Annotated in this window: 30 protein-coding genes; 19 read left to right on the plus strand and 11 right to left on the minus strand. The window is 44.1% G+C overall.

Annotation, left to right across the window (positions count from 1 at the left end):
- Positions 1-113 precede the first annotated feature (113 nt).
- Entirely contained in the window at positions 114-758 is a 645-nt protein-coding gene (locus NL930_RS08315; protein ID WP_254376340.1) for an outer membrane protein assembly factor BamD, read from the minus strand.
- A gap of 160 nt (positions 759-918) precedes the next feature.
- Here NL930_RS08315 and fliW point away from each other — a divergent pair, with 160 nt between their 5' ends.
- The 6 genes from fliW (at position 919) to hpf (ending at position 8,223) form a co-directional block, all read left to right on the plus strand.
- Complete coding sequence (fliW, locus tag NL930_RS08320; RefSeq protein WP_041962548.1) at positions 919-1,314, plus strand: flagellar assembly protein FliW; 396 nt, start codon at positions 919-921, stop codon at positions 1,312-1,314.
- Positions 1,315-1,374: 60 nt separating this feature from the next.
- A complete protein-coding gene (locus NL930_RS08325) occupies positions 1,375-5,559 on the plus strand; it encodes a PA14 domain-containing protein (RefSeq protein ID WP_254376341.1) in 4,185 nt (1,394 codons plus the stop codon).
- Positions 5,559-6,230, plus strand: coding sequence for a type II secretion system protein (locus tag NL930_RS08330; RefSeq protein WP_254376342.1), 672 nt, complete (start codon positions 5,559-5,561; stop codon positions 6,228-6,230). Before NL930_RS08325 ends, NL930_RS08330 begins: the two co-directional genes overlap by 1 nt.
- Entirely contained in the window at positions 6,227-7,165 is a 939-nt protein-coding gene (locus NL930_RS08335; RefSeq protein ID WP_254376343.1) for a type II secretion system protein, read from the plus strand. Before NL930_RS08330 ends, NL930_RS08335 begins: the two co-directional genes overlap by 4 nt.
- Positions 7,165-7,617 carry a type II secretion system protein gene (locus NL930_RS08340; RefSeq protein WP_039675184.1) on the plus strand — a complete coding sequence of 151 codons (453 nt, stop codon included), beginning with the start codon at positions 7,165-7,167 and terminating at the stop codon, positions 7,615-7,617. The genes NL930_RS08335 and NL930_RS08340 overlap by 1 nt, the downstream gene beginning before the upstream one ends.
- Positions 7,618-7,707: 90 nt before the next feature.
- Positions 7,708-8,223: a ribosome hibernation-promoting factor, HPF/YfiA family gene (gene hpf / locus NL930_RS08345; protein WP_039675186.1), complete on the plus strand. Its 516-nt coding sequence runs from the start codon at positions 7,708-7,710 to the stop codon at positions 8,221-8,223.
- Positions 8,224-8,283: 60 nt separating this feature from the next.
- Here the strand turns inward: hpf and recG are convergent, their stop codons facing one another.
- From recG to NL930_RS08380, 7 genes are read right to left on the minus strand one after another with little or no spacing between them, the layout of a single operon-like run.
- Entirely contained in the window at positions 8,284-10,107 is a 1,824-nt protein-coding gene (gene recG / locus NL930_RS08350; protein WP_254376344.1) for an ATP-dependent DNA helicase RecG, read from the minus strand.
- The gene (locus NL930_RS08355; protein WP_353681570.1) at positions 10,094-11,344 is read right to left on the minus strand and encodes a pitrilysin family protein; all 1,251 of its coding nucleotides are present in this window, start codon (positions 11,342-11,344) and stop codon (positions 10,094-10,096) included. Before NL930_RS08355 ends, recG begins: the two co-directional genes overlap by 14 nt.
- A 44-nt stretch (positions 11,345-11,388) precedes the next feature.
- Complete coding sequence (locus tag NL930_RS08360; protein WP_254376346.1) at positions 11,389-12,438, minus strand: dehypoxanthine futalosine cyclase; 1,050 nt, start codon at positions 12,436-12,438, stop codon at positions 11,389-11,391.
- The gene (locus NL930_RS08365; RefSeq protein ID WP_254376347.1) at positions 12,419-12,955 is read right to left on the minus strand and encodes a hypothetical protein; all 537 of its coding nucleotides are present in this window, start codon (positions 12,953-12,955) and stop codon (positions 12,419-12,421) included. The genes NL930_RS08360 and NL930_RS08365 overlap by 20 nt, the downstream gene beginning before the upstream one ends.
- Positions 12,936-13,229, minus strand: a complete 294-nt coding sequence (locus NL930_RS08370) for an AtpZ/AtpI family protein (protein ID WP_060826223.1) — start codon at positions 13,227-13,229, stop codon at positions 12,936-12,938. Before NL930_RS08370 ends, NL930_RS08365 begins: the two co-directional genes overlap by 20 nt.
- Positions 13,226-14,515, minus strand: coding sequence for a glutamate-1-semialdehyde 2,1-aminomutase (gene hemL, locus NL930_RS08375; protein WP_254376348.1), 1,290 nt, complete (start codon positions 14,513-14,515; stop codon positions 13,226-13,228). Before hemL ends, NL930_RS08370 begins: the two co-directional genes overlap by 4 nt.
- A 60-nt stretch (positions 14,516-14,575) precedes the next feature.
- Positions 14,576-14,896: a hypothetical protein gene (locus tag NL930_RS08380; protein WP_039675199.1), complete on the minus strand. Its 321-nt coding sequence runs from the start codon at positions 14,894-14,896 to the stop codon at positions 14,576-14,578.
- 247 nt (positions 14,897-15,143) lie between these two features.
- Between NL930_RS08380 and folD the strand changes: the two genes are divergently transcribed.
- The 11 genes from folD (at position 15,144) to NL930_RS08435 (ending at position 23,727) form a co-directional block, all read left to right on the plus strand.
- Positions 15,144-15,995: a bifunctional methylenetetrahydrofolate dehydrogenase/methenyltetrahydrofolate cyclohydrolase FolD gene (gene folD, locus NL930_RS08385; RefSeq protein WP_039675201.1), complete on the plus strand. Its 852-nt coding sequence runs from the start codon at positions 15,144-15,146 to the stop codon at positions 15,993-15,995.
- A gap of 7 nt (positions 15,996-16,002) precedes the next feature.
- On the plus strand, positions 16,003-16,833 hold the full coding sequence (gene lepB / locus NL930_RS08390) for a signal peptidase I (RefSeq protein WP_254376349.1): 831 nt from the start codon (positions 16,003-16,005) through the stop codon (positions 16,831-16,833).
- Complete coding sequence (locus tag NL930_RS08395; RefSeq protein ID WP_254376350.1) at positions 16,833-17,486, plus strand: site-2 protease family protein; 654 nt, start codon at positions 16,833-16,835, stop codon at positions 17,484-17,486. Before lepB ends, NL930_RS08395 begins: the two co-directional genes overlap by 1 nt.
- Positions 17,487-17,589: 103 nt before the next feature.
- Positions 17,590-18,030: a ribose 5-phosphate isomerase B gene (rpiB, locus tag NL930_RS08400; RefSeq protein WP_254376351.1), complete on the plus strand. Its 441-nt coding sequence runs from the start codon at positions 17,590-17,592 to the stop codon at positions 18,028-18,030.
- On the plus strand, positions 18,020-18,352 hold the full coding sequence (locus NL930_RS08405; RefSeq protein WP_039675209.1) for a membrane protein: 333 nt from the start codon (positions 18,020-18,022) through the stop codon (positions 18,350-18,352). Before rpiB ends, NL930_RS08405 begins: the two co-directional genes overlap by 11 nt.
- Positions 18,353-18,413: 61 nt before the next feature.
- Complete coding sequence (locus tag NL930_RS08410) at positions 18,414-18,962, plus strand: adenine phosphoribosyltransferase (RefSeq protein ID WP_039675211.1); 549 nt, start codon at positions 18,414-18,416, stop codon at positions 18,960-18,962.
- A 1-nt stretch (position 18,963) separates the two neighbouring features.
- Positions 18,964-20,169 (plus strand): tryptophan synthase subunit beta, encoded by a 1,206-nt coding sequence (gene trpB / locus NL930_RS08415; protein WP_254376352.1) that lies wholly within the window; start codon positions 18,964-18,966, stop codon positions 20,167-20,169.
- A 4-nt stretch (positions 20,170-20,173) separates the two neighbouring features.
- Positions 20,174-20,863, plus strand: a complete 690-nt coding sequence (locus NL930_RS08420; protein WP_254376353.1) for a DedA family protein — start codon at positions 20,174-20,176, stop codon at positions 20,861-20,863.
- Complete coding sequence (locus NL930_RS08425; protein WP_254376354.1) at positions 20,853-22,304, plus strand: leucyl aminopeptidase; 1,452 nt, start codon at positions 20,853-20,855, stop codon at positions 22,302-22,304. Before NL930_RS08420 ends, NL930_RS08425 begins: the two co-directional genes overlap by 11 nt.
- 8 nt (positions 22,305-22,312) lie before the next feature.
- Positions 22,313-22,888, plus strand: coding sequence for a CheB methylesterase domain-containing protein (locus NL930_RS08430; RefSeq protein WP_254376355.1), 576 nt, complete (start codon positions 22,313-22,315; stop codon positions 22,886-22,888).
- Positions 22,888-23,727 (plus strand): protein-glutamate O-methyltransferase CheR, encoded by an 840-nt coding sequence (locus NL930_RS08435; protein ID WP_041962563.1) that lies wholly within the window; start codon positions 22,888-22,890, stop codon positions 23,725-23,727. Before NL930_RS08430 ends, NL930_RS08435 begins: the two co-directional genes overlap by 1 nt.
- Before the next feature lie 9 nt (positions 23,728-23,736).
- On the opposite strand, the gene NL930_RS08440 is transcribed toward NL930_RS08435, so the two are convergent.
- The gene (locus tag NL930_RS08440) at positions 23,737-24,285 is read right to left on the minus strand and encodes an isochorismatase family protein (protein WP_039675223.1); all 549 of its coding nucleotides are present in this window, start codon (positions 24,283-24,285) and stop codon (positions 23,737-23,739) included.
- Positions 24,286-24,426: 141 nt separating this feature from the next.
- Here NL930_RS08440 and NL930_RS08445 point away from each other — a divergent pair, with 141 nt between their 5' ends.
- The gene (locus NL930_RS08445) at positions 24,427-24,960 is read left to right on the plus strand and encodes an alpha/beta hydrolase (protein WP_254376356.1); all 534 of its coding nucleotides are present in this window, start codon (positions 24,427-24,429) and stop codon (positions 24,958-24,960) included.
- A 26-nt stretch (positions 24,961-24,986) separates the two neighbouring features.
- On the opposite strand, the gene NL930_RS08450 is transcribed toward NL930_RS08445, so the two are convergent.
- Together NL930_RS08450 and htpX are read right to left on the minus strand one after the other, a co-directional pair.
- Positions 24,987-25,367 carry a cupin domain-containing protein gene (locus tag NL930_RS08450; RefSeq protein ID WP_041962565.1) on the minus strand — a complete coding sequence of 127 codons (381 nt, stop codon included), beginning with the start codon at positions 25,365-25,367 and terminating at the stop codon, positions 24,987-24,989.
- A gap of 22 nt (positions 25,368-25,389) precedes the next feature.
- A complete protein-coding gene (gene htpX / locus NL930_RS08455) occupies positions 25,390-26,244 on the minus strand; it encodes a zinc metalloprotease HtpX (protein ID WP_254376357.1) in 855 nt (284 codons plus the stop codon).
- Positions 26,245-26,351: 107 nt separating this feature from the next.
- Between htpX and NL930_RS08460 the strand changes: the two genes are divergently transcribed.
- Positions 26,352-26,741 carry a hypothetical protein gene (locus NL930_RS08460; protein ID WP_254376358.1) on the plus strand — a complete coding sequence of 130 codons (390 nt, stop codon included), beginning with the start codon at positions 26,352-26,354 and terminating at the stop codon, positions 26,739-26,741.
- Positions 26,742-26,769 lie beyond the last annotated feature (28 nt).

A 26,769-nucleotide genomic window follows, 5' to 3' on the forward strand; every position in this document is an offset into this window, starting at 1 on the left:
TTATCACTCCGTATAAATTTAATGTAACGTTTATAGTATTTTACAAAGTAGCACATAAAAGTTGAGCTTTTATGTGCCTATTAGATTATAGAGTAAAGAAGTAAATAAAAAGTCTATTTTTCAAACCATGAGCGATACCACGGCATATTCGGCTCAATCATTTGTGCTTTTCCTAAAGAAGAGTTAGTGATCTTATCTTCGTAGATTTTTGCCGCTTCGGGTTTATCGACACGTGTGTAAAGGTTTTTGATATTTTCGTTTAAAAAGTACTCGCCTAATTCCAAACGCACTAAAATCGTTTCCGCTAAAGGACGAAATTTAGAGTTGGGGTATTTACTAAGGAACTCTTTGGTTTGCGCAATCGTATCCATCAAAAGTTGCTGATTGCGATTGGGATTGGGGAACGATTCATAATTGGCTTTAATCTTCATAAAACGGACATGATCGGCATTTTCACGGCTACCGTAACGTTTTAGATACTCGTCAAGATAAAAGTTTGCTAAAACGTATTCCTCGTCTTGCATGTGAGCGTTGGCAAGCATCATCATCGCTTCAGGCAAAAGCGGCGATTCGATATGTTCACTCGCGAGCGACGTATAAAATCCGTCAGCTTTTTCGAGATCTTGCGCTTTGATCTCTTTGGCAATCTGTTCATACCAATACGTTGCGGGCATGTTAAAAACTTCCTTATCCTTGGAAGCACATCCGCTGATAAAAGCGACTAACGACGCGGCGACAAGCATATTTGCTATCTTCATTCATTCTATCCTTTTCGTTACAGTAAAAATCTTATTGTACCCGTTTTTTCGTTATCTTACTATATAACGGATTAATTTTCTTTTTTCAGCAAAAATGAGAGCCATTTAACCAACAAAATGCTACAATAAATCAAAATAACTATTTTTCAAAAGGAATTGTATGGTTTTTAGTCTTAAAATGCCTCTTTTAGGGTTTGAATCGATTCAAGAAGTGGAACTTGAAAAAATCGACGAATTCTTCGTTAAATTTATTTCAAAGTCCGATACGACAACATTCACGCTTATCAACCCCTTTATGCTGAGACCTTACGAATTTGAAATCCCCGAATATTTTAGAACACTCCTCGATATTAACGAAAAATCAAACATTCTTATCCTCAATATTATGATTATCGCCACGCCCATTGAAGCCTCTACGATAAACTTTTTAGCCCCGTTGGTTTTTAACGTCGATAACGGCGCAATGGCACAAGTGGTCTTAGACGCCAACAAATATCCGGAATTCGGTTTGATGGAAGGAATCGCTCGGTATTTGAATAAAGAGAAATCTGAGTAGAACGTGACGCATTTGATGCGTTTTGGCTTTTACATGTAAAGATTATGTCAGAGGTGATGTATGAAAAAAAATAATATTTTGCTTTACTTTTTTCTGTTTCTTATGACTTCTCAGTTATATGCAGAAAATGGTTTATTAGGAAAATATTATAATAACAATACCTATACAGCACCTGTAGTACTTACCAAAATAGATTCTACTATCAATTCTAACTGGGGGGATGGAAGCCCTAATGCTTCCGTAAATTCTGATAATTTTAGTGTTGTATGGACAGGCTATATCATTATTCCAGAAACAGCAACTTATACTTTTTATGTTGCATATGATGATTTTATAAGTGTTTCTATTAATGGAACACAATATTATAGTGATGGAACTTGGACGGGAGGAGATACAACTTATAAAAACTTTACTACCAATACTTTGGCTGCCGGTACTTATCCTATAGAAATTCGTTTTATAGAATATGGTGGAGGTGCCTATGCCCGTTTTGCTTGGAAGAATAATCAATCTATTAAAAAACGAACTATTGTTCCATCCTCAAACCTTCTCACACCTCCTTCTTTAACAATTGCCAATGCCAACTTAACAGAAAACAACTCAAGTTATAGCAATATGAATTTTACAGTTACCATTTCAGAAGCTGCTAATGCTTCCGTTCAATATACGACATCCGACGGAACGGCAACGGTAGGAAGTGACTATAATGCAACAAGTGGAACATTAACGTTCACGGCAGACGGGAATACAACAAAAATTATCTCCGTACCTATTAAAGGCGATACATTCTTAGAAAATAACGAAACATTTACGGTCAATTTATCAAATGCAACCAATGCTTATATTTCCACAGGTACGGCCACAGGAACAATTATTAACGATGATATGGGATACTGCGGTACGAACGCACTTTCCGACGGCTTTCATGTGGTCAATCCTTTTAACGATATCAATAAATCGATTGAGATTTTTTGTTATAACAATCGCGATTTTATAGCACTTCCTAATAAAAATAGCTCCAATAATTTTGTTTTTAATAGTAATACATTGGGGAGTACGAATTATTACACGGAAGCCTCCAATAATGGAGTACCTTTTCAAGCCATTGAAATCAATGCTTACACGCTTGATGTCATCGTAAACCCGTCTCTAAGATCTCCACAAACCGTGGGAACCTTTCAAACCATGGGTTCGTCATTTAGTAATATTAACTTGACGGCTACGCCTTTTGCTATCGACTGGGACAATACAAGTATCTCAAACTGTACACAATCAAAATTACGAACGGCATATTACGGGCAAGATGTTAAAATTAATAGTCTTGATTACGACAATCAAGCGATTTGTAATATCAATAAAATGAAACTTAAGTTACTGGATGATTACCGCTATCTTGTCTATGAAAATAATGAAATTTTACAAAAAAGTTGTAAAACAATGGCAGAAGCCGTTCCAACCAGCTTTTTAGACGCTAGCACCGTTAAAGGACACTATTGGATTTCCCCTTTTTCTCATAGTAGAAGCTATAATTCCACAGACATTACATCGGATCAACGACCTATTGTCGCTTACTGTTGGTATCAAAGTAATGTTAACGGTACAACGTCAAGTTGGGTGTGGACTTTCTCATTGGCTATGGATGGTAAAGTTACTAATCAAAAAAGCGATTTGGTGAACAAATACGATACCTGCTCTAAATTTGGATTGTACCCTTTCGTTCCAAACAATGAATATACCTTTGAAAGAGTACGCGCATTTTTGTTAGATAAAAAGGCTCAATGGATTAACTATACCGGTACCAATAATGAAAAATTTAACATGTTTAATAACGGGAGTAATTACTACTTAGATACGGAATACGATAGTGTTATTTGGCCGTACGGTTCTTTTGGCGTATATTTCCCCAATGCAGGGAACACTCCACAAACATGGGGAGGAACGTCAACAAAGAATACTGGCTGGATGAGCGGTTCTCCCATGCATAACCTAAAATCAATTACAAACGATTATTCGCGTTTTAATGACGGCACAAAGCGTGATTATTATAGTTGGGGAAACTACAGTAATACAGACACTCTCACAAATACAAACCAATATACCTATGCAGACACGATGGGGGCAAAAGGATGGGTTTCAATTTTAGGTTCCGCCGATCTTAATAAAACTGACGAATGGTTTATTTCTCGTACCGGAGCAGGCGACAATTTTTCAAGCACAAGTAATTACCCTTATTATGAACCTAACGGTAACTATACTGCCGGCGCATGGTTAAACTTTCTTTTCGATAGCATTGGAAGAGTCAGACACCTTGATGATTTAAATAATGCTTATTCGTATTACGATTATATGTGTATGGGTGAAGATAATTATGATTTTTACACACCTTTTGATACGACGGAAGGTCCTTTTACCGTTATAGAACATGGACAAACACTCTATAACGGTAAAGCAAAAAATGCAATTGATATAGCGCTCAAAACAAAAATCGTCAAAAATTCTCTCGATTACGACCTGATTTTATGGGATAATTCATTAACTGCGATTAGTAGAGACCAAAATCTCAGTGCCGGTCTTTTTTTAACAGAAATTACGAAAGGTTCATCATCGGATATTGTCACCAATTTACACTATTTCGGTCAAATTAACGGAACTTCTCCTGATTTAAATACTTCAAACGGTTACTTATACCTTGATAGTTCGAAATGGCCAAGTAACTCGAATGTCATTAATTCAGCAAAAAAGAAAGTCTTATTTCAGTTTAAATACTGCAATGATACACGTCTGCAATGGACCGATTGTTGGACAAAAAGTGGGAATAGTGCTACATGTAAATCGGGCTGTACTCCTAATGCGCAGGGATGCCTTTGTAAAACTGCCGAGTCCGACATTTTTGCCGTACGTCCGGATAAATATACCGTTGATGTCAATGAATCGACACCTTACAAAGCGGGAAAAGCTTATAATATAACATTTCACGCTAAAGATGCATCTGACGTGGATACTCAAAATTATAATGAAACAATACCATTTACGTCTACTCAACTTTATACGCTTCCCGATTGCCTTATCGGAGAATTTGACACGAACGTTTCATCTATGACGTTTGTAAACGGTATTAAAAATATTCCGTATATGTCTTACAGTGAAGTTGATAAATTGAATATTAAAGTCAAAGAAAATTCCGGCTTAGAATTTGCTCTAGTCGATGCCAACGATACTTCCGATACACAACGTTACATTACCCCATATGATCAAAATTGGTCTTACACACCGGATCATTTTGGAGTAAGCGGTACCATTACCAATGGCGGTAACGGCTTTACTTATGTATCTAACGATACGAATATGTCACTGATTCTAGATTTGAATATAACAGCACAAAGAGAAAACAATGTGACGACCCAAAATTATAATAGCGGTTGCTATGCTGAGGGAACGTACTATACTATTAATTATAATAAACTCACGTTTTCTCCCCCAAATGCCTATACTAAAATAAGATATTTTGAGACGAATACCTCAACAACAGGCCTGTCAGATATTAATGCTACGTTACAATTGGGTACTGCTATGACTCCTATACCCGATGCTATTTTTGGAACAACGACTAAAGGGAAAGCTACACTTTCTTTTAAAATCAACTTTGACCGTAATATGACAATACCGACAAATCCTTTTTTATTGACGCTAAGAGACATTAATGTAACAGACGAAAACTTAACCAAAGGTTCTAAAGATTTGAATCAAAGTTCTCTTTTTTATTACGGACGTGTTTATTCAACCGATTATCGCGGTCCTAGTCCTATCAATACAACTATTCGCTATGAAGTGTATTGTAAAGATTGTAATAAAACCGATCTGAATATTACGGGAGCACAAAGCCCGACATCACTTAATTGGTATCAAAATCCTTTACATGTAACTTCTGACGGTAACGTTACCGATTTTGATTCCGCTACGGTAGGCACAAAAGCAACGGCGATTTCCAATCCAACAACAAGCACCATTAATAACGGATTTGATACGACAGCTCATTCGCTTACCAATGCCAACGCTCCCTATACAGATCGTATTCGAATGACACCTTCTTCTTGGCTTCTTTATAATCCGTTCAATGCAGCAGCAACCACTAACGATTTTAACGTAGAATTTACACGTTCGGGGAATTGGGCTGGAGAAGGAAAGTTGGGAAGAACCGTTGATTTAAACACTTCAACACGTACCAACCGCAGGATGGAATGGTAATGCGTTCTGCTATGTCGCTTATTGAGCTTGTCTTTACAATCGTCATTATGGGGATTGCCGTGATGAGTTTGCCTCTTATTCTCACGCAAGTTCAACGAAACGATGCTTTTGCAATGCAACAAGAAGCGATTTTAGCGGCAAAGGCAAAAATAGGCAATATCCTCACGTATGAGTGGGATCACAATAGTTACGATTCAACAGCGTCACGTTCTTTTGTCCTTGCTACCAGTAGCCCGGATACGGAACTTAATTGTAATGGGACGACATTTCGCCGTCTTGGTCACGTCAATGCCGATTCTCGGCGTAAATGCTCTGCCACGGGCGCATCGGCAAGTGCTATCGGTGCTGATGCGGGTGACGGTGGGAATTTTACCGATATCGACGATTTTGACGCAGATGCGATCAACATTAGTGCCTCTGCGGAAGGAGCCGGTACGCTCGATTATATTTTCGATTTAAACCTTAGCACAAGCATCACTTATGCGGCAGACAGTGCTACCTATAACGTCTCACCCGTTGTATTTACTTTGAATCCCGATAATAATGTGACCGTTACCAATATTAAGACAATATCCGTTACCGTATCGGGCGGCGACCAAAATATAACGTTACGTGCCTTTACATGTAACATCGGAGAATCCATGCTTCTTCCATCAAGGCCGTACCAATGAAAAAACGCTCCGCTTTTACGTTGATAGAGTTAGTGATGGTCATCGTGGTTTTCGGTATTATTGCAAGTATCGGAGCCGAGATTATCACGAAAATGTATGAAAATTATTTGCGAACGCGCGCGATCAATCGCCTACAGAGTCAAACCGAAATTACGCTCGAGCAAGTTGCCAAGCGTCTACAATATCGCATCAAAGATAGCGTAAGAGCAAGCAACGATAACGGTGCCTCGTGGCGAGCACTACCAAATGCGATAGCAGGATACGACACAATCGAGTGGATCGGGATCAGCAATGAAAGTTTTTTGGGTGAACATAACGGAACTTCCGTCGTTCCGGGATGGAGCGGCTTAATCGATCTTGATAATCCAAAAACCGCCTTTTTAGCACAAACACTTGAAACGCCTGGAAGCCGACTCGATTTTGCTAATAACACAATCAAAGCACTAACAAATAATACTGTTGCGATGGATGGAACGGCAGTGAAATTTCCTGCCATTATTTTTAAAGGAACAAAAATAGGAACATTTGCCAATTACTATCCTCCAACCCCAACGTTCACTAATAGAATTACATGTCAAGCATTTAATTGTAATAATGTCTCAACGTTTAGTACTCCTAATGGATTAGGCGATTTAGACGGTGATGGGAATGGAGATCTCTTTGAACAATACTACCTCGCCCATAGTGCTTATGCTCTCGCACCCGTAGGAGCTGCCGATGATTTTAATCTGACGCTTTATTACAATTATCAACCGTGGGAAGGCGAAACCTATACGCCAAACGGTACACCGACGGTACTTGCCGAGCATGTCAGTACGTTTCGTATTCGACAAGACGGCGATAGTATTCGTATCAAACTCTGCATTCATGATGCCAACCAAAGTATTGCCAGTAATTTTGACTTTAGCGCATGCAAAGAAAAGGTGATTTACTAATGAAAAGAGGGTTTACACTGATTACCGCCATTATCTTTATCGTTTTAATTGCTACTATTGCGGCATTATCCCTCTCTTTTTCAACGTTTTCTACCAAACAAACCAGCGATCTCTATCTTAGAGAACAAGCCGAACTTTTACTTCAAAGCGGAACCGAATTTGCGCTTTTGGCCATCAGCGCTCATGAAATCAACGCAACAAATGGATGCATTAACACAGTGAATGCACAATACCCCCAGGCCGGAGTCAATGCTCTTTTTGATATCAATGCTACGATTTATTACATCGGTAACGGGCTTCCTTTGGCATGCAATATCTTAGGCGATAATGCCCTAGCAACCACCGACTCCAATGTCACCGTCATTATCGATACCGTCGTCGAAACAACGCCCGGAAACAACATCTCCACCGAGCCGATTCGCTTGCATCGCCGCACGATCCAAAAGCCGTAATTTCAGCTCAAAAACTCCTTTTCATTTAAGGTTGCATTTGTTATACTGACCTCATAAACCCGCACCGTGCGGGAAGGAAAAGGAGACAAGATGAACACGAGTATCGTAGGTAAACAATTTGATTTGACCGAGCCGATTAAGGCTTATATCGAAGGAGCGGTTGATGCTCTTGGCAAATACAATTTGGATATTATCTCCGTGCGTACGGTGATCGCAGCCGATGAAAAAAACGGTAAAAAAGGCTTTAACGTTGAATTTGCGATCAACATGGCACATAAAAATACGATCGTTATCCAACAAAAAGACAAAGACGTTTATGCGGCGGTCGATCTTGCGATTGAGCGCGCTAAAAAAGTGCTTCGTCGCCACCATGATAAAATTACCAACTATAAAGCGGTTGAAGAAGCTCCTCTTGTCGTCGAAAATCAAGAAGGAAGCGACGACGAAATCGTTCCGATGCGTTTAGACAGCTACAAACCGATTGAGGTAGAAGACGCGATGAACGAGCTTAAAGCTTCCGATAAACAATTCCTCGTTTTCCACGATATGGAAGACAAATTCCGCGTGATGTATAAAAAAACCGACGGACGATTCGGTCTTTATTAACCTCTAGACCCAAGCCGAGACTTCCTCGGCTTGGACTTTTTTATCTTTTTTCGAGTTTTTTTAACGTTGCATCGCCAATCGGTTTTGCGCCTCTTTCAAGATCGCTTCATCGCTTCCCATCTCAAACCACACCAACTTCTTACCGCTTTGAATCACGCCTTCTACGACGTCTCCGCCTTGACGATACGCTAAGTCTAGCTCGGCAATCTCAAAACCGTCCAACGTACGGCTGAATTTTTCCAAACGTTCGTTTTGTGGCGTATTAGTGTATAAAAAGCAATACCCTTTAAGCCCGTTACGACTCACGCGACCTCGTAGTTGATGCAAACTTGCCAGCCCTAAACGCTCGGCACCGACGATCACGATAGTCGAAAGCCTCGGAAGCGAAATGCCCACTTCCACGACGGTCGTCGAGATGAGCAAATTGCCCTCTTCTTTAAACGTTTTTAAAATACTCTCTTTGTGTTTGTCTTTTCCGTGCGTGACAAAAACGCCCTCAAAGTGTTTTTCCCAAAAACCGCGCCCTTCGTCGATCGACTGATAGTGGATCGCTTCGCTCTCTTCCACCAGCGGATAGACGATAATGCACTGTCTTCTTGCTTCAATTTCACGACGAATATGCTCCAAAAGCATTTTAAAATTTGCTTTTGCGATCACATACGTCGTGATGTCTTTGGGAAACGGCAAGGTTTTAATAAACGAAAAATCGACCAATGATGATTGTATCATACTAAGCGTTCGGGGAATCGGCGTTGCCGAAAACTGTAAATAATGCGGATACCACGTTCCTTTGGAAGAGACTAAAGCCGAAAGCAAGGCTCGTTGTTTGGTACCGAAACGGTGCTGTTCATCGACCATCACCAATGCGCACCTCGGCAATTCTTTATACAAAAGCGCATGCGTACCGACTAAAAAGTCAAACTGCGCCAAATCTTCTTTCGTATCGGACTCTTGCGTGACCAAAAGCGTCTTAACATGTAAGGGTAAAAAACGTTTTGCCTCTTCAAACAATTGCGTCGCCAAGACGCTTGTCGGTGCCATTAAAACGGTCTTTTGCGGGTATGCCATCATCACGGACGCCAAAATGACCATCGTCTTACCGCAACCGACGTCGCCCATAATAACGCGTTTGGCGGCATTTTCACTTTGAAAATCGTGCTTAATCTCCGCAATGACTTTTTGCTGGTCGTGCGTTAAACGAAAGGGCAAAGTTGCGATAAACGCTTTTTCGTCGCCGATCAGTTTTGCACACGAAGGAAAGGTCGTTTTTTTAACGGAAAGCTTTCGAAGATAATTGAAAATTTCGACGAATTTGAGACAGGAAATCGTCTCGTGCGTATAGGCGTTCGACAATGCCGCCGCTTCTTGGGGCGTAGGAAAATGAAGGCTTAAAAGCGTGTGCGCCTCTTTGACATGTAAGCCTTCTTCGAGCAAGGTTTTTTCACTGACGTAACGCGCCATCAATGTGCTCACGGTTTTGCTTTGAAGCGGCGTTTTATACTTACATGTCAGCGTATTGACCTGCGTAACGACTTGCGGTTGTATCATCTGCCACCTTCCGCCGTTGTAACTCAACTTGCCGCTGACAAAAAGTTCGCCGCCTCGCTTAAACACCGCTTTATGATAAGGCTTGAGCGCAAAAATAACACCGTCAAAATGCATCTGCCACGCTTCGCAAAAAAAACGGATCTGAAGCACTTTGGGCGTTTGCGTAAGAGCCGTTATTTTTACGAAGACGGTATTGACGCGATCCAGCAGAGGCGAAGGAGAAAGATAGGTATTTTCATAGGCAGAGGGAAGCAGAAGCGCTAAATCTAAAAGCGTTCCTACTCCTAATTTTTTGAAACGTTCCTTATCGAGAGGATCGCATTCAATGTTTTTCACGTTTGGTTACGACCGAAAAGCTTAACGCGGTAATTTCGTCATGTTTTTTGATAAACGCGTTTAACTCGGGAAGCGTCAATTTTTCTATTTTTTCGAGCTGTTGCTTGGAGTGTCCTTGCTCGTAACCGTTGTAATACTCAAAAAAAGCGCGGGAGAGTCTTTGCGAAAGCGTTTCGTTACGAAGCGGCTCGGAACCGAGTAAAAAACGTTTGGCTTGGTCGAGTTCTTCTTGCGTCGCTCCTTGTTCGACAAAACGTTTGATCTCTTGTGCGACGATCTTTTTTGCCTCTTCAAGGTTTTCGTTCTTCGTTTGAAGATGACCGGTAAAACTGCTATGCGATTTGCCGATACTGCTTCTACTGTAACTCGAATATGCCAATCCTCGCTTCACGCGTACCTCTTCCATCAAACGGCTTCCAAAACCGCTCTCACCCAAAATAAAGCTCGCGACTTTGGCTTTGTACGCTTCCGAATCACCGCTTTTCATGTAAAAAGGCGCCCCGAAATAGATATAAGCCTGCTCGCTCTCTTTGTAGACGATCTGCTCTTTGGCGTCTTTATTCGCGTCAAAATACGGCATCGCCTTGATATGTCCGTGCTTAAATTCGTTTAACACGGGAAGCAACATCGTTTTAAGCTCCTCAAGTTCGATGTCGCCGCCCGCAACGATAATCAAGTTTTGTAAGCTGACACGTTCTTTATAGAACGCCTCAACGTCTTTAAGTTTTAAGGCTTTGATGCTTTTCACTTCTCCGCTATACGGATGCGCAAAAGGCGTCTCTTTAAAAATCAATTTTTGAAGGTTGAGATTGGCGATATAATCAAAGTCGCTCTCTTTATTGGAGAGCATTCCCAACGTTAAAAGTTTGATTTTTTCGAAACTCTCTTTGGAAAAATTAGGACTTTTGACCAATTTCCCCAACATCTCAAGCGCATAAGGGAACTGCTCTTTGAGCGATGAAACTTCAAATACCAGCGTTTCAACGCCTGCATGTGCATCTAAAGAGATCGCGCGAAACTCAAGCTCTTCGGCAAACGCGGTTGCTCCCATCTCTTTGGTTCCCTCGCCGAGCATCGCCGCTAAAAACTTTGCAATTCCCTCATGCTCTTTATCTTCCATACTTCCGGCGTTTTGAACCACGATCTGAACGGATGCTATCGGTAAGGTCGTATCTTTTTCAAATACCACGGGAACGGCAACCTCGCCGACCTTGATATGACTAATCTCTTGAGCCACTACTACTCCTTGTAACAAAATCACCAATGCGATTATTAATTTTTTCATGCAAATTTCTCCAAAATCGTATACGCCGTATCCCGTTTGGCGGGAATGGAGCCGATGTCTTTGATGAGTTTGATCATCTCGGCTTGATTCATACGATTAGCCGCACCTGCGGCTTTAACGACGTTTTCTTCCATCATGGTACTTCCCAAATCGTTTGCTCCGAACAGAAGTGCCAACTGGCCGATGTAACTGCCTTGCGTTACCCATGAACTTTGAATATTTTTAAAATTATCCAAATACAAGCGACTGACCGCTAAAAGCCGTAAATAACGATTGGAAGACTGTTTTTGAATTTCGGGATGCTCGGCTTTTAACTTCGTATGATCGCTTTGAAAACTCCACATAATGAACGCTCTAAAACCACCCGTTTCATCTTGCAACGCTCTGATTTTCTCCCAATGCTCCACAATCTCTTCATCGCTCTCCAGCGTTCCGAACATCATCGTAGCGGTTGTTTTCATGCCGATTTCGTGCGCGCTTTTGTGAACGTCGAGCCACTGCTGCGCACTCAGTTTTTTCGGTGCAACCAAATCGCGCACGCGGTCGCTTAAAATTTCCGCTCCGGCTCCGGGGATACTGAAAAGCCCTTTGGCGTGAAGTCTGGTTAAAACCTCTTTGTAACTCAATTTGGAAATGCGCGCGATATAATCAATCTCTATCGCCGAAAATCCGTGGATCGTAATGCTCGGATAATGCGTGGCTATCCATTCCACCAACGCTTCATACCATTCAATTTTCAACGTCGGATGTACGCCGCCTTGAAATAAAATCTGCGTGCCGCCGATAGCGATCAATTCTTCGATTTTCTCTCCGATTTGCTCAAACGAGAGCACGTATGCCTCTTCTTCTTTCGCATGACGGTAAAACGCGCAAAATTTACAATCGACCCAACACACGTTGGTATAATTGATATTGCGATCAACCACAAACGTCGTTATATTTTCGGGGTGAAGCTCCCTTTTTCGTGCCGACGCCATCTGGCCTAAAGTGTTGAGATCGACTTCGCGTATTAAACGCAACGCTTCCTCACGACTCATACGTTCCATAAAAATCCTTTTTTAAAAACACCGCGCCGAACAAGCCGCAAAGCGGAATGACGCTGAGCCCTATCAAAAATGCTACGGCATCGAATCGGCTCTTATGCACTAAAACCAACAACGTTAAAAATAAAATACCGTATGTCGCGATACGATACACCGAAAACGCACTCTTATAGCTTAAAGAGAGATTTTGAAAACTCTCTTTAAAGCCGATTTTAGGCGGTTTTTTCTCTGATTCAAGCGGGTGATCTTGCGTCGTAGCGTCTTCGTTCTCTTTTTCGCTTTCTTCGTCATCATCCTCGTAGTAATGCTCAAATTTATCCGGCGGTATTGCTCCCGCTGCCAAACGCGATTGTACCATGCGGTGATACGAATAAAACGACGCAAACGTAATCAACAAAGAACAGGCAAACGCCGCTTGCGTGTTTAAAAGCCAGTTACCGCCTTGCATCAACGAGACGGCAAGAACCGCTACGTCCCCCGCAAGGTACGCCAGCAAAAATTTAACGCTCGTCTTTCTCATCGTCGTCTTTGACATGTCGGTAATTTTGATAGCGTACGTCGTCTTTAAGCTCATCCAGCGAACGAAGGTTTTTTTTGTAGGCTTTGTAAACATTCAAAATTGCTCCGCCTACGCCCCAAAAAACGCCGAGCCATAAAAGCCACGGCATTTGGAAGTATCGGCTCATCCAAAAGCCGGCTCCCGCGCCGAGTGCTACGGCGACGACCATCGAAATGCCTAAAGAGAGCTGTTCGGCTCCCTCAATTAATCTTCCGTATTTCGGTTTTTCGCTCATGCCATCTCTTTAAAAACTTTTTGCGCCGCTTCGATCGTATCGTCGATCATCGCGTCGCTAATCGCCGTTGAAATAAATCCGGTTTCAAACTGTGAGCACGCAAAATAGAACCCTTCCTTCAACATGCCTTGGTGAAATGCCGCAAAACGCTTCGTATCGGACGAAAGCGCATCGGCAAAATTTCTCACGGGCTTATCGTTAAAGAAAAAGCCGAACATAGAGCCGATCGCATCGACTTGCAGTGCGATACCCGCATCACTAGCCGCACTTTTAAGCCCTTCGACCAAGCGTTTGGCTTTGGATTCTAGCGAAGCGTAAACAACTGCTTCATTTTCGATGAGTTGCTCAAGTGAAGCCAAACCCGCCGCCATCGCGACCGGATTGCCGCTGAGGGTTCCGGCTTGATATACCGGACCTTGCGGCGAAAGGCTATCCATAATCTCGGCACGTCCCGCGAATGCACCGACGGGCATACCGCCGCCGATTACTTTTCCAAACGTCACTAAATCCGGAACGGTACCGTAAATACCTTGCGCTCCTTTTAACGACGCGCGAAACCCGCTCATCACTTCGTCAAAAATCAAAAGCGCGCCGTGCTTTTCGCACAAGGCTTTTAAATCTTCCAAAAATTTCGGATCGGCGGGAACGAATCCCATATTGCCCGCAAGCGGTTCGATGATGACGCACGCGATGTTTTTAGAGTGTTTAAAGCACTCTTTGACGCTTTTAATATCGTTGTATTTCGCAAGCAACGTATGTTTCGTCAAATCGGCGGGAACGCCCGGAGAGCTGGGATTGCCAAACGTCGTCGCGCCGCTTCCCGCTTGCACCAAAAGCGAATCGCTGTGCCCGTGATAACATCCCTCAAATTTAACGATGTCGTCTTTACATGTAACGCCTCTTGCCAAACGAATCGCACTCATAACCGCTTCGGTTCCGCTACTGACAAACCTTACTTTGTCGATTTCGGGGAAAAGTGAACAGATTAAACCGGCAAGTTTGGTCTCCGCTTTGGTCGGTGCTCCAAAACTAAGTCCTTTTTTTACCGCTTTGATGACCGCTTTTTCGATCGTATCGTCGGCATGACCGAAAATAAGCGGTCCCCAACTTTGAACGTAATCGACGTAACGGTTATCGTCGACATCGATCAGATACGCTCCTTCGCCTTTTTTGATAAATAACGGCGTTCCGCCCACGCTTTGAAACGCCCGAACCGGAGAGTCCACACCTCCGGGAATGACGCGACACGCTTTCTCGTACGCTTTGACGCTCTTATCCTGATTCATCTTCATTCCTCGTACTCTATTTTTGATTATTTTACTGAAACTTTGCCTATAAACCGCTTTTTACTTTTTCACTTCGCTTGAGACGTAATAATACAGACTATCGATCTCCTGCCACGTTAAAAAGTAGGTCGGCATGACTTTATGTTGCGTTGTCAAGGCGTGAAAAAAACGCTCTTTGCTTAAGTTTGTGATATTCGGAGCTTCTAAAACGACGGGTTTGCCTTTGAGCGTATATTGAGAGATAATCGTACCTTCCCCTTTTTCTCCGTGGCATTTATTGCAACCGATACCCCGAGGATTGGAATAGAGCATTTTGGCATATTCCATTTTTGTAATAAAATCTTCACTCCGAAGCGATACGCCAGATAGCAGTAAAAACATCGTAATCCCAAGCCCCAGTCGCTTCAAAACCCTTTTATCCCTTCTTTAATAGACGTCTTGCAAAATCCGCTTTACAAGAGGTAAAAGCACCCAAGGGTGCATGGGCACTCCACCGAAGAGAACCCGATGTTAACGTCGTCTTTGCAGCTTTACTTCAAAGGCGTATTCTCAAGCGTTCATACTCTTTTGCAAGAACTTTAATAGTAAGTTTGCTATAGTACCAAAAATGAATTTAAAGGATGTTTGAATGCAAATCCTTGACGGAAAAGCACTGTCGGACCAAATCAAAATTCGCCTCAAAAAAGAGAGCGAAGCACTCGTTGAAAAAGGCATCACTCCCGGACTTGCCGTTATTTTAGTCGGTGACGACGCCGCGAGTCAAACGTACGTTAAAATGAAAGAAAAAGCGTGCGACATCACGGGAATTTACTCCATCATTCACAAAATGCCCTCTTCGATTTCCCAAGAAAAAATTTTGGAAACCATCGCCATGATCAATACCAATCCGAATATTGACGGCGTTTTGGTTCAACTTCCGCTTCCCAAACACATCGATACGACTAAAATTATCGAAGCCATCGAGCCTCGTAAAGACGTCGACGGCTTTCACCCTTTTAACGTCGGACGGTTGGTTGCCGGATTGGAAAGCTTCGTGCCGTGTACGCCCCTTGGCGTTATGCGCCTTTTATCCCACTACGCCATCGATCCTAAAGGATTAAACGCCTGCGTCGTAGGAGCTAGCAATATCGTCGGAAAACCGATGATGAATCTTCTCTTAAACGCAGGAGCAACGGTCGATATTTGCCATATTTTTACCAAAGACCTCAAAGAACATACGAAAAAAGCCGACCTTTTAATCGTCGGAGTGGGTAAACAAAACCTCATTACCGAAGATATGGTCAAAGAAGGCGCGATCGTTGTTGATATCGGTATCAATAAAACCGCCGAAGGACGCATCGTCGGCGACGTGGATTTTGAAAACGTCGCACCGAAATGTTCGTATATCACGCCGGTACCAGGAGGCGTCGGTCCGATGACGATCGCGATGCTGCTTGAAAATACCGTTAAAGCCGCACACCATCGCTTGAACGCAAAATAGGAAGATTATGAAAAATTTTATCCATCGCTTTTACCACTTTTCCAACAGTTGGACGGGAACGATTATTATCGTTTTATTCGTTATTTTTTTCGTCGCGCAAGCATTTGTGATTCCCAGCGGTTCTATGAAAAAAACCCTACTCATCGGCGATCATCTTTTTGTCAAAAAGTTTTCGTACGGCCTTCCTACTCCGCATCTTCCGTGGCTGGAGATTCCCGTTTTACCCGATTTTAACGGTGACGGGCATTTGGTCTCCTCAGAAGGTCCAAAGCGCGGCGATATCGTTGTTTTTCGTTATCCTAAAGACCCTAAAGTCCATTACGTCAAACGGTGCGTCGCACGCGAGGATGATGAAATTTTATTTCAGGACAAGAACCTTTACGTTCACTTTAGCGAAGGCGACGATTACATTAAAGCGCATTATCCTGCCGATAAAATTAAGACCATTGCAGGAAAACTTTGGGTCAATAACCCGTATAAAGAGCAGTTTCACGGTATTCATTACGACGACGGCGTCGATTTGTTCGCACAGATGGTTTTGCATCTAAAAGCCAATCAATTGGCGATGAAACCGGCACTCGTTGCGGAACTTCCGATGGTTGCGGGCTATAGCAATTTCAACGCTTTTTACGCTAAAGTCGAAAAAGGACACTATTATATGGTCGGAGACAATCGCGACCACTCCAACGACAGCCGTTTTTGGGGTAGCGTTCCCTACAGTCTTATCGTCGGCAAACCGTGGTTTGTCTATTTTTCATGGGATGACGACTATAAAATAAGGTGGAACCGTATCGGAAGATCGGTCGATAGCCTCCAATTCGACGAGACGCTTTTCTAATGGAGAGTATCAAACTTATCGAAATTGCGGCGGTCGTTTTAGCCTTGATGATCGCTATTATCGGTCATGAAATTATGCACGGCTACGTAGCGTACCGCTACGGCGACGACACCGCTAAACATATGGGAAGACTGAGCATCAATCCGTTTGTACATGTCGATTTGGTCGGAACGATCATCGTGCCCGCCGTTTTGTTTTTGAGTAACGCTCCTTTTATGTTCGGCTGGGCAAAACCCGTTCCCATTTATATGCCAAGCGTCATTCGAAACGGCGGCTATAAGGCGGCGATTGCCGTTTCACTTGCGGGGATTGCTTACAATTTTACGCTAGCAATCCTTGCTTCCGTCGTTTTAAGTCAATTAGGCGATATTAGCGAAGTCAACAGTTACGTCGAATATTTTTGGGTCTATTTTCTCGTACAATCGATGATTTATAACGTCGTCTTGGGTATTTTCAACCTCTATCCGATCCCGCCGCTAGACGGTTCACATGCGCTAAGCTATTTGGGGCGCATTTTCGGTTGGAATGCCTTGGTACGCTTCTACGAATCTACGGAACGTTACGGCATGATTATTCTTATCGTCTGTATCGCGACACCGCTTTCTTCTTACTTTTTTATGCCGATTCGCGTCGTTTTAAGTTGGTTTTACTAAAGTGCTTCTTTTTTGACCTAACACCGTTTTATTCGGGCTTTGTTAGGTCTGTTTTATAATGCGTGTGCTATAATCGAAACGATTATGTTCTTAAAGGATAGACGTGAAATTTTTTATTGCAACCGACCATGCGGGCGTTGCTATCAAACCGGACGTTATAGCGATGCTCACAGCGATGGGGCATGAAATCGTCGATCTTGGACCTTTTTCCCAAGAGAGGGTCGATTATCCCGATTTTGCGCATGCATTGTGCACGGAAGTCTTACAAAATCCCAAAACGCAAGGCATTTTGATCTGCGGATCGGGTATCGGTATGAGCTTGGCGGCTAACAAACATGTCGGCATTCGTGCCGCATTGTGCCATGACGCCTATACCGCTCAAATGGCGCGCGCCCATAACGACGCCAATGTTTTGTGTTTCGGACAACGTATCGTAGGACTCGGCGTGATCGAGTCGATGCTCCACGCATGGTGCGCTACCTCTTTTGAAGGAGGCAGGCATGCGCAAAGAGTTGAAAAAATCGAGTTGACACATGGCGTTTGAATGGGTTTTGACAACGGCGCTTTTTTCGGTTTGTCTTTACTTGCTCGTCATGGTGTTTTACTACAAAACCCTGCTTCGCAAAGAAAAACGCGGCAATATCGTGATTAAACAAACCCTCAACGATGCCGAAGTCGTCATCCGCAAATACCAAGTCCAGCTTCAACGCTCTTTGGGCAATATCGATATTTTAAGCGATGAGCTCAAAAAAGTGAAAAACGATCTCAAATCCTTACGAACCCGTAACAGTCAATACCGTATGGAAGGCGATAAGCTTCGCCAACATATCAAAGAGCTAGAGGGCAAAATCGAGGCGTTGTTGTAACTACGCTACGTCGGTCGATTTGCTTTGTATCTCAATTTAAAAAATTCTATAAAGGCCGTTGATGCATCTTTTAAACGAGAACGATAAAACATTTCTTCTTCAGTCCATCCGCGAAATCGAGGATTTTCCCAAACCCGGTATTAAATTCAAAGATATTACGACGCTTTTAGGCGATACGAACGCTTTTAATCTCCTTATGGATCATCTTGCCAGTCGATACGAAAACCAACAAATCGACTACATCGCCGGCATCGAAAGCCGAGGCTTCATTTTCGGTGCGGCGTTAGCGGCACGCCTTCGCACGCGTTTCGTTCCGATTCGAAAACCGGGCAAACTTCCCTATACTACTATTAGCGAGAAATACTCGTTAGAATACGGCGTGGACGAAGTTTCGATTCACATCGACGCTTTTAGCGGCGTTGCCAATCCGCGTGTCTTGCTGATTGATGATTTGATCGCTACCGGAGGCACGGCAACCGCCGCGGTCAAACTGATTACCAAAGCAGGAGCGACCTGCGTCGAAGCATGCTTTGTGATGAACTTGACGTTTTTACAAGGCGATTTGGACATTAAGAAAATGACCTCCGTCTATTCCGTGTTGGAGGTGTAACATGTACATTCCACGCGCTTCAAAATTTGATCCGGACGCAAACGGACACTTCGGGATTTTCGGAGGACGCTACGTTCCCGAAACCTTAATGCCTATCTTGATCGATTTGGAGAAAGAGTATCGCAAACTTCGCTTCGACGAACACTTTTGGACGGAAGTCAACCACTGTTTGAACGAATACGTCGGACGTCCTTCCGCACTCTTTTTTGCCAAAAATATTTCGCATGAACTGGGGGCGAAAATTTACCTTAAACGTGAAGACCTCAATCATACGGGCGCACACAAGATCAATAATACCGTGGCACAAGGCTTAATTGCGAAAAAGATGGGTAAAAAGCGCATTATCGCCGAAACGGGTGCCGGACAACACGGCGTTGCTACGGCGACGATTGCTGCACTTTTAGGCTTGGAATGCGAAGTTTTTATGGGAGAAAAAGACGTTGAACGGCAAGAACTCAACGTCTTTCGTATGAAGCTTTTAGGTGCTAAAGTCCACAGCGTCAAAAGCGGAAGCCGTACGCTTAAAGATGCGATGAACGAGGCCATTCGCTACTGGGTGACGCATGCGCGCGATACGTTTTATATTATCGGCACCGTCGCAGGCCCGCATCCGTATCCCATGATGGTACGCGACTTTCAAGCGATCATCGGTTACGAAGCCAAAGCGCAAATTTTGGTCAAAGAAAAAAGTCTTCCCGATTACGTCATTGCCTGTATCGGCGGAGGAAGCAACGCTATGGGGATTTTCAGCCACTTTTTAGGCGAAGAAGGCGTGAAATGCATCGGTATCGAAGCCGGAGGTTTGGGTATCGAAACCGATAAACACGGTTGTTCGCTTGCCAAAGGAAGTCCGGGCGTGCTTCACGGACAGATGAGTTATCTGTTGCAAGACGACGACGGACAGATTTTAGAGGCACATTCGATCTCCGCAGGCTTGGACTATCCCGGTATCGGACCTGAGCATGCTTACCTCAAAGAACAAGGTGCGGCGATTTATGAAAACATTACCGATCAAGAGGCACTCGATGCGTTCGTCTGGCTATCGCGCAAAGAGGGAATTATTCCGGCGTTTGAGAGCGCGCATGCCATTGCCTATTTGAAAAAAATCCCTAAAGATGAGATTAAAAACAAGATCGTTATCGTCAATCTTTCCGGTCGCGGCGATAAAGACATGGTGCAAGCCAAATCGATTTTGAATATAGGATAAGGGCATGATGCATACGATCGGAAAACATACCGGAAAGCTTTTTACGCTTCTTATGGTCGTAGCCCTTGTAACCTTAGCTTACGTGCTTTATCAAGCACCTGCGGAAGGACTGGAAAATAAGTTTATCTATTTGATGAAAGCCTACGGATACATTATCCTTTTTGTATGGAGTATGTTGGAGGGAGAAAGCGGCCTAATTATGGCGGGGCTTTTGTCCCATACGGGCGATATGAATCTTTTTATCGCGATTTTCGTTGCGGGACTCGGCGGTTTTGCCGGAGATCAGGTCTATTTTTACATCGGTCGTTTTAATAAAAAATACGTCCATATGAAACTCAAAGGGCAACGTCGAAAGTTGGCACTTGCGCATCTTTTACTCAAAAAATACGGCTGGCCGATTATCTTCGCACAACGTTACATGTACGGATTGCGTACGATTATTCCTATCTCGATCGGCTTAACGCGTTACGATGCCAAAACCTTTGCGTTTATCAATCTGATGTCGGCATGGTGCTGGGGCGCATTTACGATTTTACCCGCTTGGTATTTCGGCGACGAAATTTTGATCGTCATACACTGGGCAAAAGCACATTGGTATTTTGCACTTCCTCTTGCCGGACTGATCGGCGGAAGTATCTACTACTATTTTCATAAAATGACGGATAAAACCTTTAAGGAAAAACATGCACATTAATATTCTAAACCAAAAATTATTTGATTCGACAAGCGACGTTAAAGTCGTTTTCGTTGTCGCAAAAGCATTTGATCACCGATGGATTCGCGATAAAGAGAGTTTTGAACTGTTAGGATTCAAAGGCGAAAGCGAAGAGACGCTCTTCGTTGCCGCTTCTCGGATTCTTTACGTCGGTTGCGACAGTTTGGATGCCGAAGATATTCGTTTGAGTGCGGCAAAAGCGTTGGAAGCCTTGAAAAAAACCAACGTCAAATCCGTCTCTATCGGAACGTATTCTTCCGATTGCCCCGGTATGAACGTCAAAGCACTTGCCGAAGGATTGATGCTTGGAAGCTATGTTTTCGATCAGTATAAAAGCAAAAAAGAGCCTTCAACCTTAGAAAGCGTTTTTATATGCCTCGAAGATTACGCGCGCACCGACGTCTCCGTAGAGACGGCGAGCAAAGCACTGAAAGAAGGAACGCTTATCGCAGAAGCGACGAACTTTGCCAAAGCGATCGTCAACACGACGCCTTTTGACATGACGCCCATTGCCTTAGCGAAACTTGCTCAAACCCTCACGTCGCTTCCAAACGTGACATGTAAGGTTATGGACGAGACCTTTTTGAAAGAACAAGGCATGAACGCTTTTTTAGCGGTCAATCGCGCAAGCGTCCATCCACCGCGTTTGATCCACCTGACGTATATGCCCAAAGCACCTAAAAAACGTTTGGTTTACGTCGGTAAAGGATTGACGTACGATAGCGGCGGACTGAGCTTAAAGCCTAGCGAGCATATGGTGACGATGAAAGCCGATAAAAGCGGCGGCGCGGCGGTGATGTCGATTTTGAAAGCGGCGGCGGAACTCGAATTGCCGTTTGAAGTTCACGCGATCATCGGAGCAACCGAAAATATGATCGGAGGCGACGCCTATAAACCCGACGACGTTTTGGTCGCTAAAAACGGTAAAACCATCGAAGTTCGCAACACCGATGCCGAAGGGCGCTTGGTTTTGGCAGATTGTTTGTGTTACGCACAAGAACTCAAACCCGATCTTTTGGTCGATATGGCAACCCTCACGGGTGCTTGCGTCGTAGCGTTGGGCGAATACACGACCGGTATCATGGGACACGATAGCGCTCTTAAACACTCCATGCAAAAAGCCGCCGATAAAAGCGGTGAACTCAGCGGTATGCTTCCCTTTAACAAATACCTTAAGAAGCTTTTGAAAAGTTCGGTTGCCGACATGTCAAACATCAGCTCTAGCCGTTACGGCGGTGCGATTACCGCGGGATTGTTTTTAGACAACTTTATCGAAGAGGCGTATAAAGACAAATGGCTTCATTTGGATATTGCGGGACCTGCGTATTTGGAAAAAGCGTGGGGCTATAACCAATCGGGTGCAACGGGTGCGGGCGTGCGAATGAATCTCTATTGGATGCTTGAAGAAGCTAAAAAATAGTACCGCAGATGAAACCTAAACTCATCTTAATCGGGGCTTCCACCGGAGGTCCCGGACATCTGAAAAAGATTTTATCCTCGCTTCCCTCCTCTTTTAACGGCATTGTTTTAATCGCGCAACATATGAACAATACGTTTATTCCGAGTTTTATCAATCAATTTCAGACGGAACTCGCTTTTCCCGTACACACGCTAGACGCGCGTACGCTTTTAACGAACGGGCATATTTACATCTGCGCCGGACACGCCCGCGTTAAAAGCGAACCCAATGCCAATACCTTAAGAGCCGAACCGGTCGAACAAGGCGATACGCCGTACAATCCGAGCATCGATACGCTTTTTCTTTCCGCTCTTTCATGCGTCGAAGATGCCGATATTTTAGCGGTTTTATTGACCGGTATCGGGCATGACGGCGCATTCGGCTTGAGCGAACTGCAAAAAAAAGGGGCACGCTGTATCGCCGAGAGCGAAAAAACCGCGATCGTTTACGGTATGCCTAAACGTGCGGTGGAGATCAACCCGCAAATTAGTTCTAAGCCTTTAGACGATATTATCGTCTCGATCAATCAATTCGGAGCACCGTAATGTTCTTCTGGAATCGAAAACAAGAACCGACCTCGCCGCAAACGCTTTCTAAAGAGCCTGAAGTTTTCAACGCCCTTGGATTAAACGACCTATTGCACTACATCAAACGAGAAATCGGCGTCGATCTTTTTGCCAAAAACAGTATTATCGAGACGAAGTTGCGTCTTTTTTGCGAACGAAAAGAGATTTACAGCTTTCGCAAACTTTTCGAAACGCTTCAACACGATAAGGAATTACGCCAAGAGTTGATCGATTTGGTCACGGTTAACGAAACCTATTTTTACCGTGAGGAGAGCCAGCTCGAGTTGGCGATTACCTTTGCATTGCGGATTCCGCATGTTAAAATTTTATGCGCGCCTTGCGCTTCGGGAGAAGAAGTCTATTCGCTTTCGATGATGTTGCAAGAAAGAGGTCGCATGCCCAATGATTTTAGCATCACGGGAATCGACATTAACTCCGAAGCGATCGATAAAGCTAAGAATGCCTCATTTTCTGAACGTTCGTTACACAAACTCGACGAGCGGCTCAAAGAGCGTTATTTCATCAAAGACGAGCGTTCTTATAAAGTCAAATCGACCTATTTTACTTCGGTCGATTTTAAGAAGGTCAATATCTTCGAGCATGACTTTTTAGCACTCGGAAATTTTGACATTATCTTTTCGCGCAATATGCTCATCTATTTCGACGACGACTTTCGTCTCAAAACGATCGAGCGTTTCGCGTCGCTTTTGAAGAGTGAAGGCAAGCTCTTTTTAGGACACGCCGATATTATTCCCGAAAACCGATTTTTTACCAAATATACCGAAAACAGGCTTTCGTACTACGTTAAAAAAGGTTAAGCTCCTTTTTTAACGCTCTTTTACCAAGCGACTGATCGCTTTAAACTCGGCATGTTCTGCTGTGCCTAAGAGTTCAAAAAGGATCGACTCGACGGTCGCAAGAAAAATTCCTTCTTGTTCCATACGCCGCAACGCCGTCTCACAATCGTACCCGTAACGAGAACCCACTGCGTCGGTACATACGATCACGTCAAATCCTCTTTCTTTCAGATCCAATGCCGTTTGTAAAACACACACGTGCGCTTCCACTCCCGCAACGATGACGCTTTGCGTTTCGTAAGCTCTCAGCGTTTCGGTCACGTTTGGATTTTGGCAACAACTAAAACTCTTTTTCTCGTAAACCTCTCCGTCTCCTAAGAGCACTTTCAACGAAGCGATCGTCTCGCCGAGCCCTTGGGTGTATTGTTGGTTGCAAACGATCGGTACCGATAAACATTGCAAGCCCTGAACCAACGTACACAAGCGTTGTTCGATACGTGAATGTCCTTCTATACGGTAAAAAAGCTTCTCTTGTACGTCTACTAGCATCAAACACGCGGTATTGACCTTCGGTCGCATACGTCCTCCTTCGGTGAACTTTTTTAGAATACCCTAAGCCCTCTTTCGTATAATCGTCTTCAGACTTCTTTCATGACCCGCAAGCAAAAACGTTGAGAGGTAATGAAAGAAACCTAATTCTTTTCACGCATAAGGGACGCTATGAAACCCTCCGTACTCATTCTACCCGGCTACCAAGGCTCCGGTGAAACGCACTGGCAAACGCATTGGGAAAAAGCCAACTCCGATTTTTTTCGCGTCGAACAGCGCGACTGGGAAGAGCCGATTGCCTCCGAATGGGCGGAACAACTCGAACAAACGCTCCAAAAATGCGAAAAACCCGTCGTTTTAGTCGCACACAGCATCGCGTGTTTGGTGCTTGCACACTGGGCAAGCAAAGCGCATACGCCGATTAAAGGCGCATTGATCGTTGCACCGCCTAATCCTGAAGAAGCGATTTTTCCTAAAAGTGCTCAAGGCTTTGCACAAACGCCGATGATGCGTTTTGATTTCCCAAGCATCGTTCTTGCCAGTAGCGACGATCCTTACGCAACGATGGCGTACAGTAGACGCCTCAGCGATGCATGGGGAAGCAAACTGATCGATCTTGGCAAACGAGGTCACATCAATACCCAAAGCAATCTCGGCGCATGGGAAGAAGGGTATGCGTACCTGCAAAGTCTGCTTCACATGTAAGCATAAAGCCCTTGTTGAAGGGCTTGCTAACACTCTTGGTGACAGCCGCCTTTTTTGCGTTTGACCATCTCGATTTTGTCTTCAAGATTAGGAACCAAGCATAAAAATTCGTAATCTTCTTCGCCGATTACGTCGTACGAATGCGCCACGCCCGCGGGAATAAACAACACGTCGTCCTTTTCGGCGATGAAAAGCTCTTCGCCCAAGCGCACTTGCGCTTTACCTTTTAAAACGTACTGTTCGTGCTCGACTTCGTTGGTATGATAGGGCATATGTCCGCCTTTTTTGATCACGAACTTTCGCATCGCAAAATGGGGTGCGACTTCGGGGGAGATGAGCATCTGCATACTCGCTCCTTCGCCTGATTGAAGCGGCGTGCTGGGGATTTCATTTAAAGCTTTTTTCATCTGCTTGCCTTTACATGTAAGATTAACGTAACTCTAATTTTAACTCTTCCAACCTTGCGATTCGATCTTCCGTACTTGGGTGTGTCGAAAAAAGAGATGCAAACGAGATATTTTTACCCGAAAAAGGATTCACGATAAACATATGAGCGCTCTCCGGCGTCGCATCGTGCATCGTACTTCGCGCATTGTAACCGGAGAGTTTTGCAAGAGCACTTTGAAGCCATTCGGGATGTCGCGTTATACGCGCCGCACCTTCATCCGCCATATATTCACGGTTGCGGCTAATCGCCATTTGGATGACCGCTGCCGCCAAAGGGAGGATAATCGCTAAGACGATCATCACGATAGGATTGGGTCGATTTTCCCTATCGCCGACTCCAAACATCGCGCCAAATTGCATCATATTGGCGATCATTCCGATCGCTCCGGCGATCGTCGCCGCAATCGTACCGATCAGAATATCGTAGTGGCGAACGTGGCTAAGTTCGTGTGCCAAAACCGCTTCCACTTCTTCATCGTCTAAAAGCTCTAAAAGTCCTTCCGTAACCGCAACGGCGGCATTTTGAGGGTTACGACCCGTCGCAAACGCATTGGGGACGGATTCGGGAATGATGTACACTTTGGGCATCGGCAGAGCGGCTTTTCGTGCCAATCGCTCGACGATAGCATACAGACCGCCGGCTTGTGCGCGCGAAACTTCGACGGCATTGTAATGACGCAGCACCAAGGTATCGGAATAAAAATAGCTCACGAAGTTCATAGCACCCGCCAACACGAGTGCTATCAACATACCTTGCGTTCCTCCCATCATACCGCCGACCCATACGAACACTAAGCTCATTAACGTCAATAATACGACGGTTTTGACCGTTTCCATCACGTCACTCCTTCAAAGATAATCGTTTTATTTTACCCAAGATTGGTAAATAGTTTTTACATGTTAAGCGTTGTGCTATAATACGCCATCGTATTGAAGGACTCTAGGTGAAACTACCGTTAGGCTTTGGCAAAAAAGGCTATTTTACGCTCTCTTCCATTCAAGCATCCGCTATTGAGCAAAAAACCAAACGCCGACACGTACGCTTACGCTATACCGCCCGTCTTTTGAGCGACACGGACGAGCACGAAACAAACGAAGACGATCCGCCGCCCTTAAGCCCTGATCTGTTACTCCTCATCTCATCCTACCGTCCAAGACGTTGCCAATGCAGTCGACTTTTTGCTTCACGAGCACACTCTGCCATCAAGCGTGCTCGAAAACGACGTCAATGCAACTGTAATTGCCGCTATTTTAGCTTCCGCCGTACCGGTGTTCATCCTCCCTCTTTTCTTTTTACACCATCACATTTTCGCCTTCTGTGCCGTGATCGTTGACGGCTTTATACTTGAATCGTAAAAAGGA

Source organism: Sulfurospirillum sp. hDNRA2 (assembly GCF_024206095.2).
Lineage (GTDB): Bacteria > Campylobacterota > Campylobacteria > Campylobacterales > Sulfurospirillaceae > Sulfurospirillum.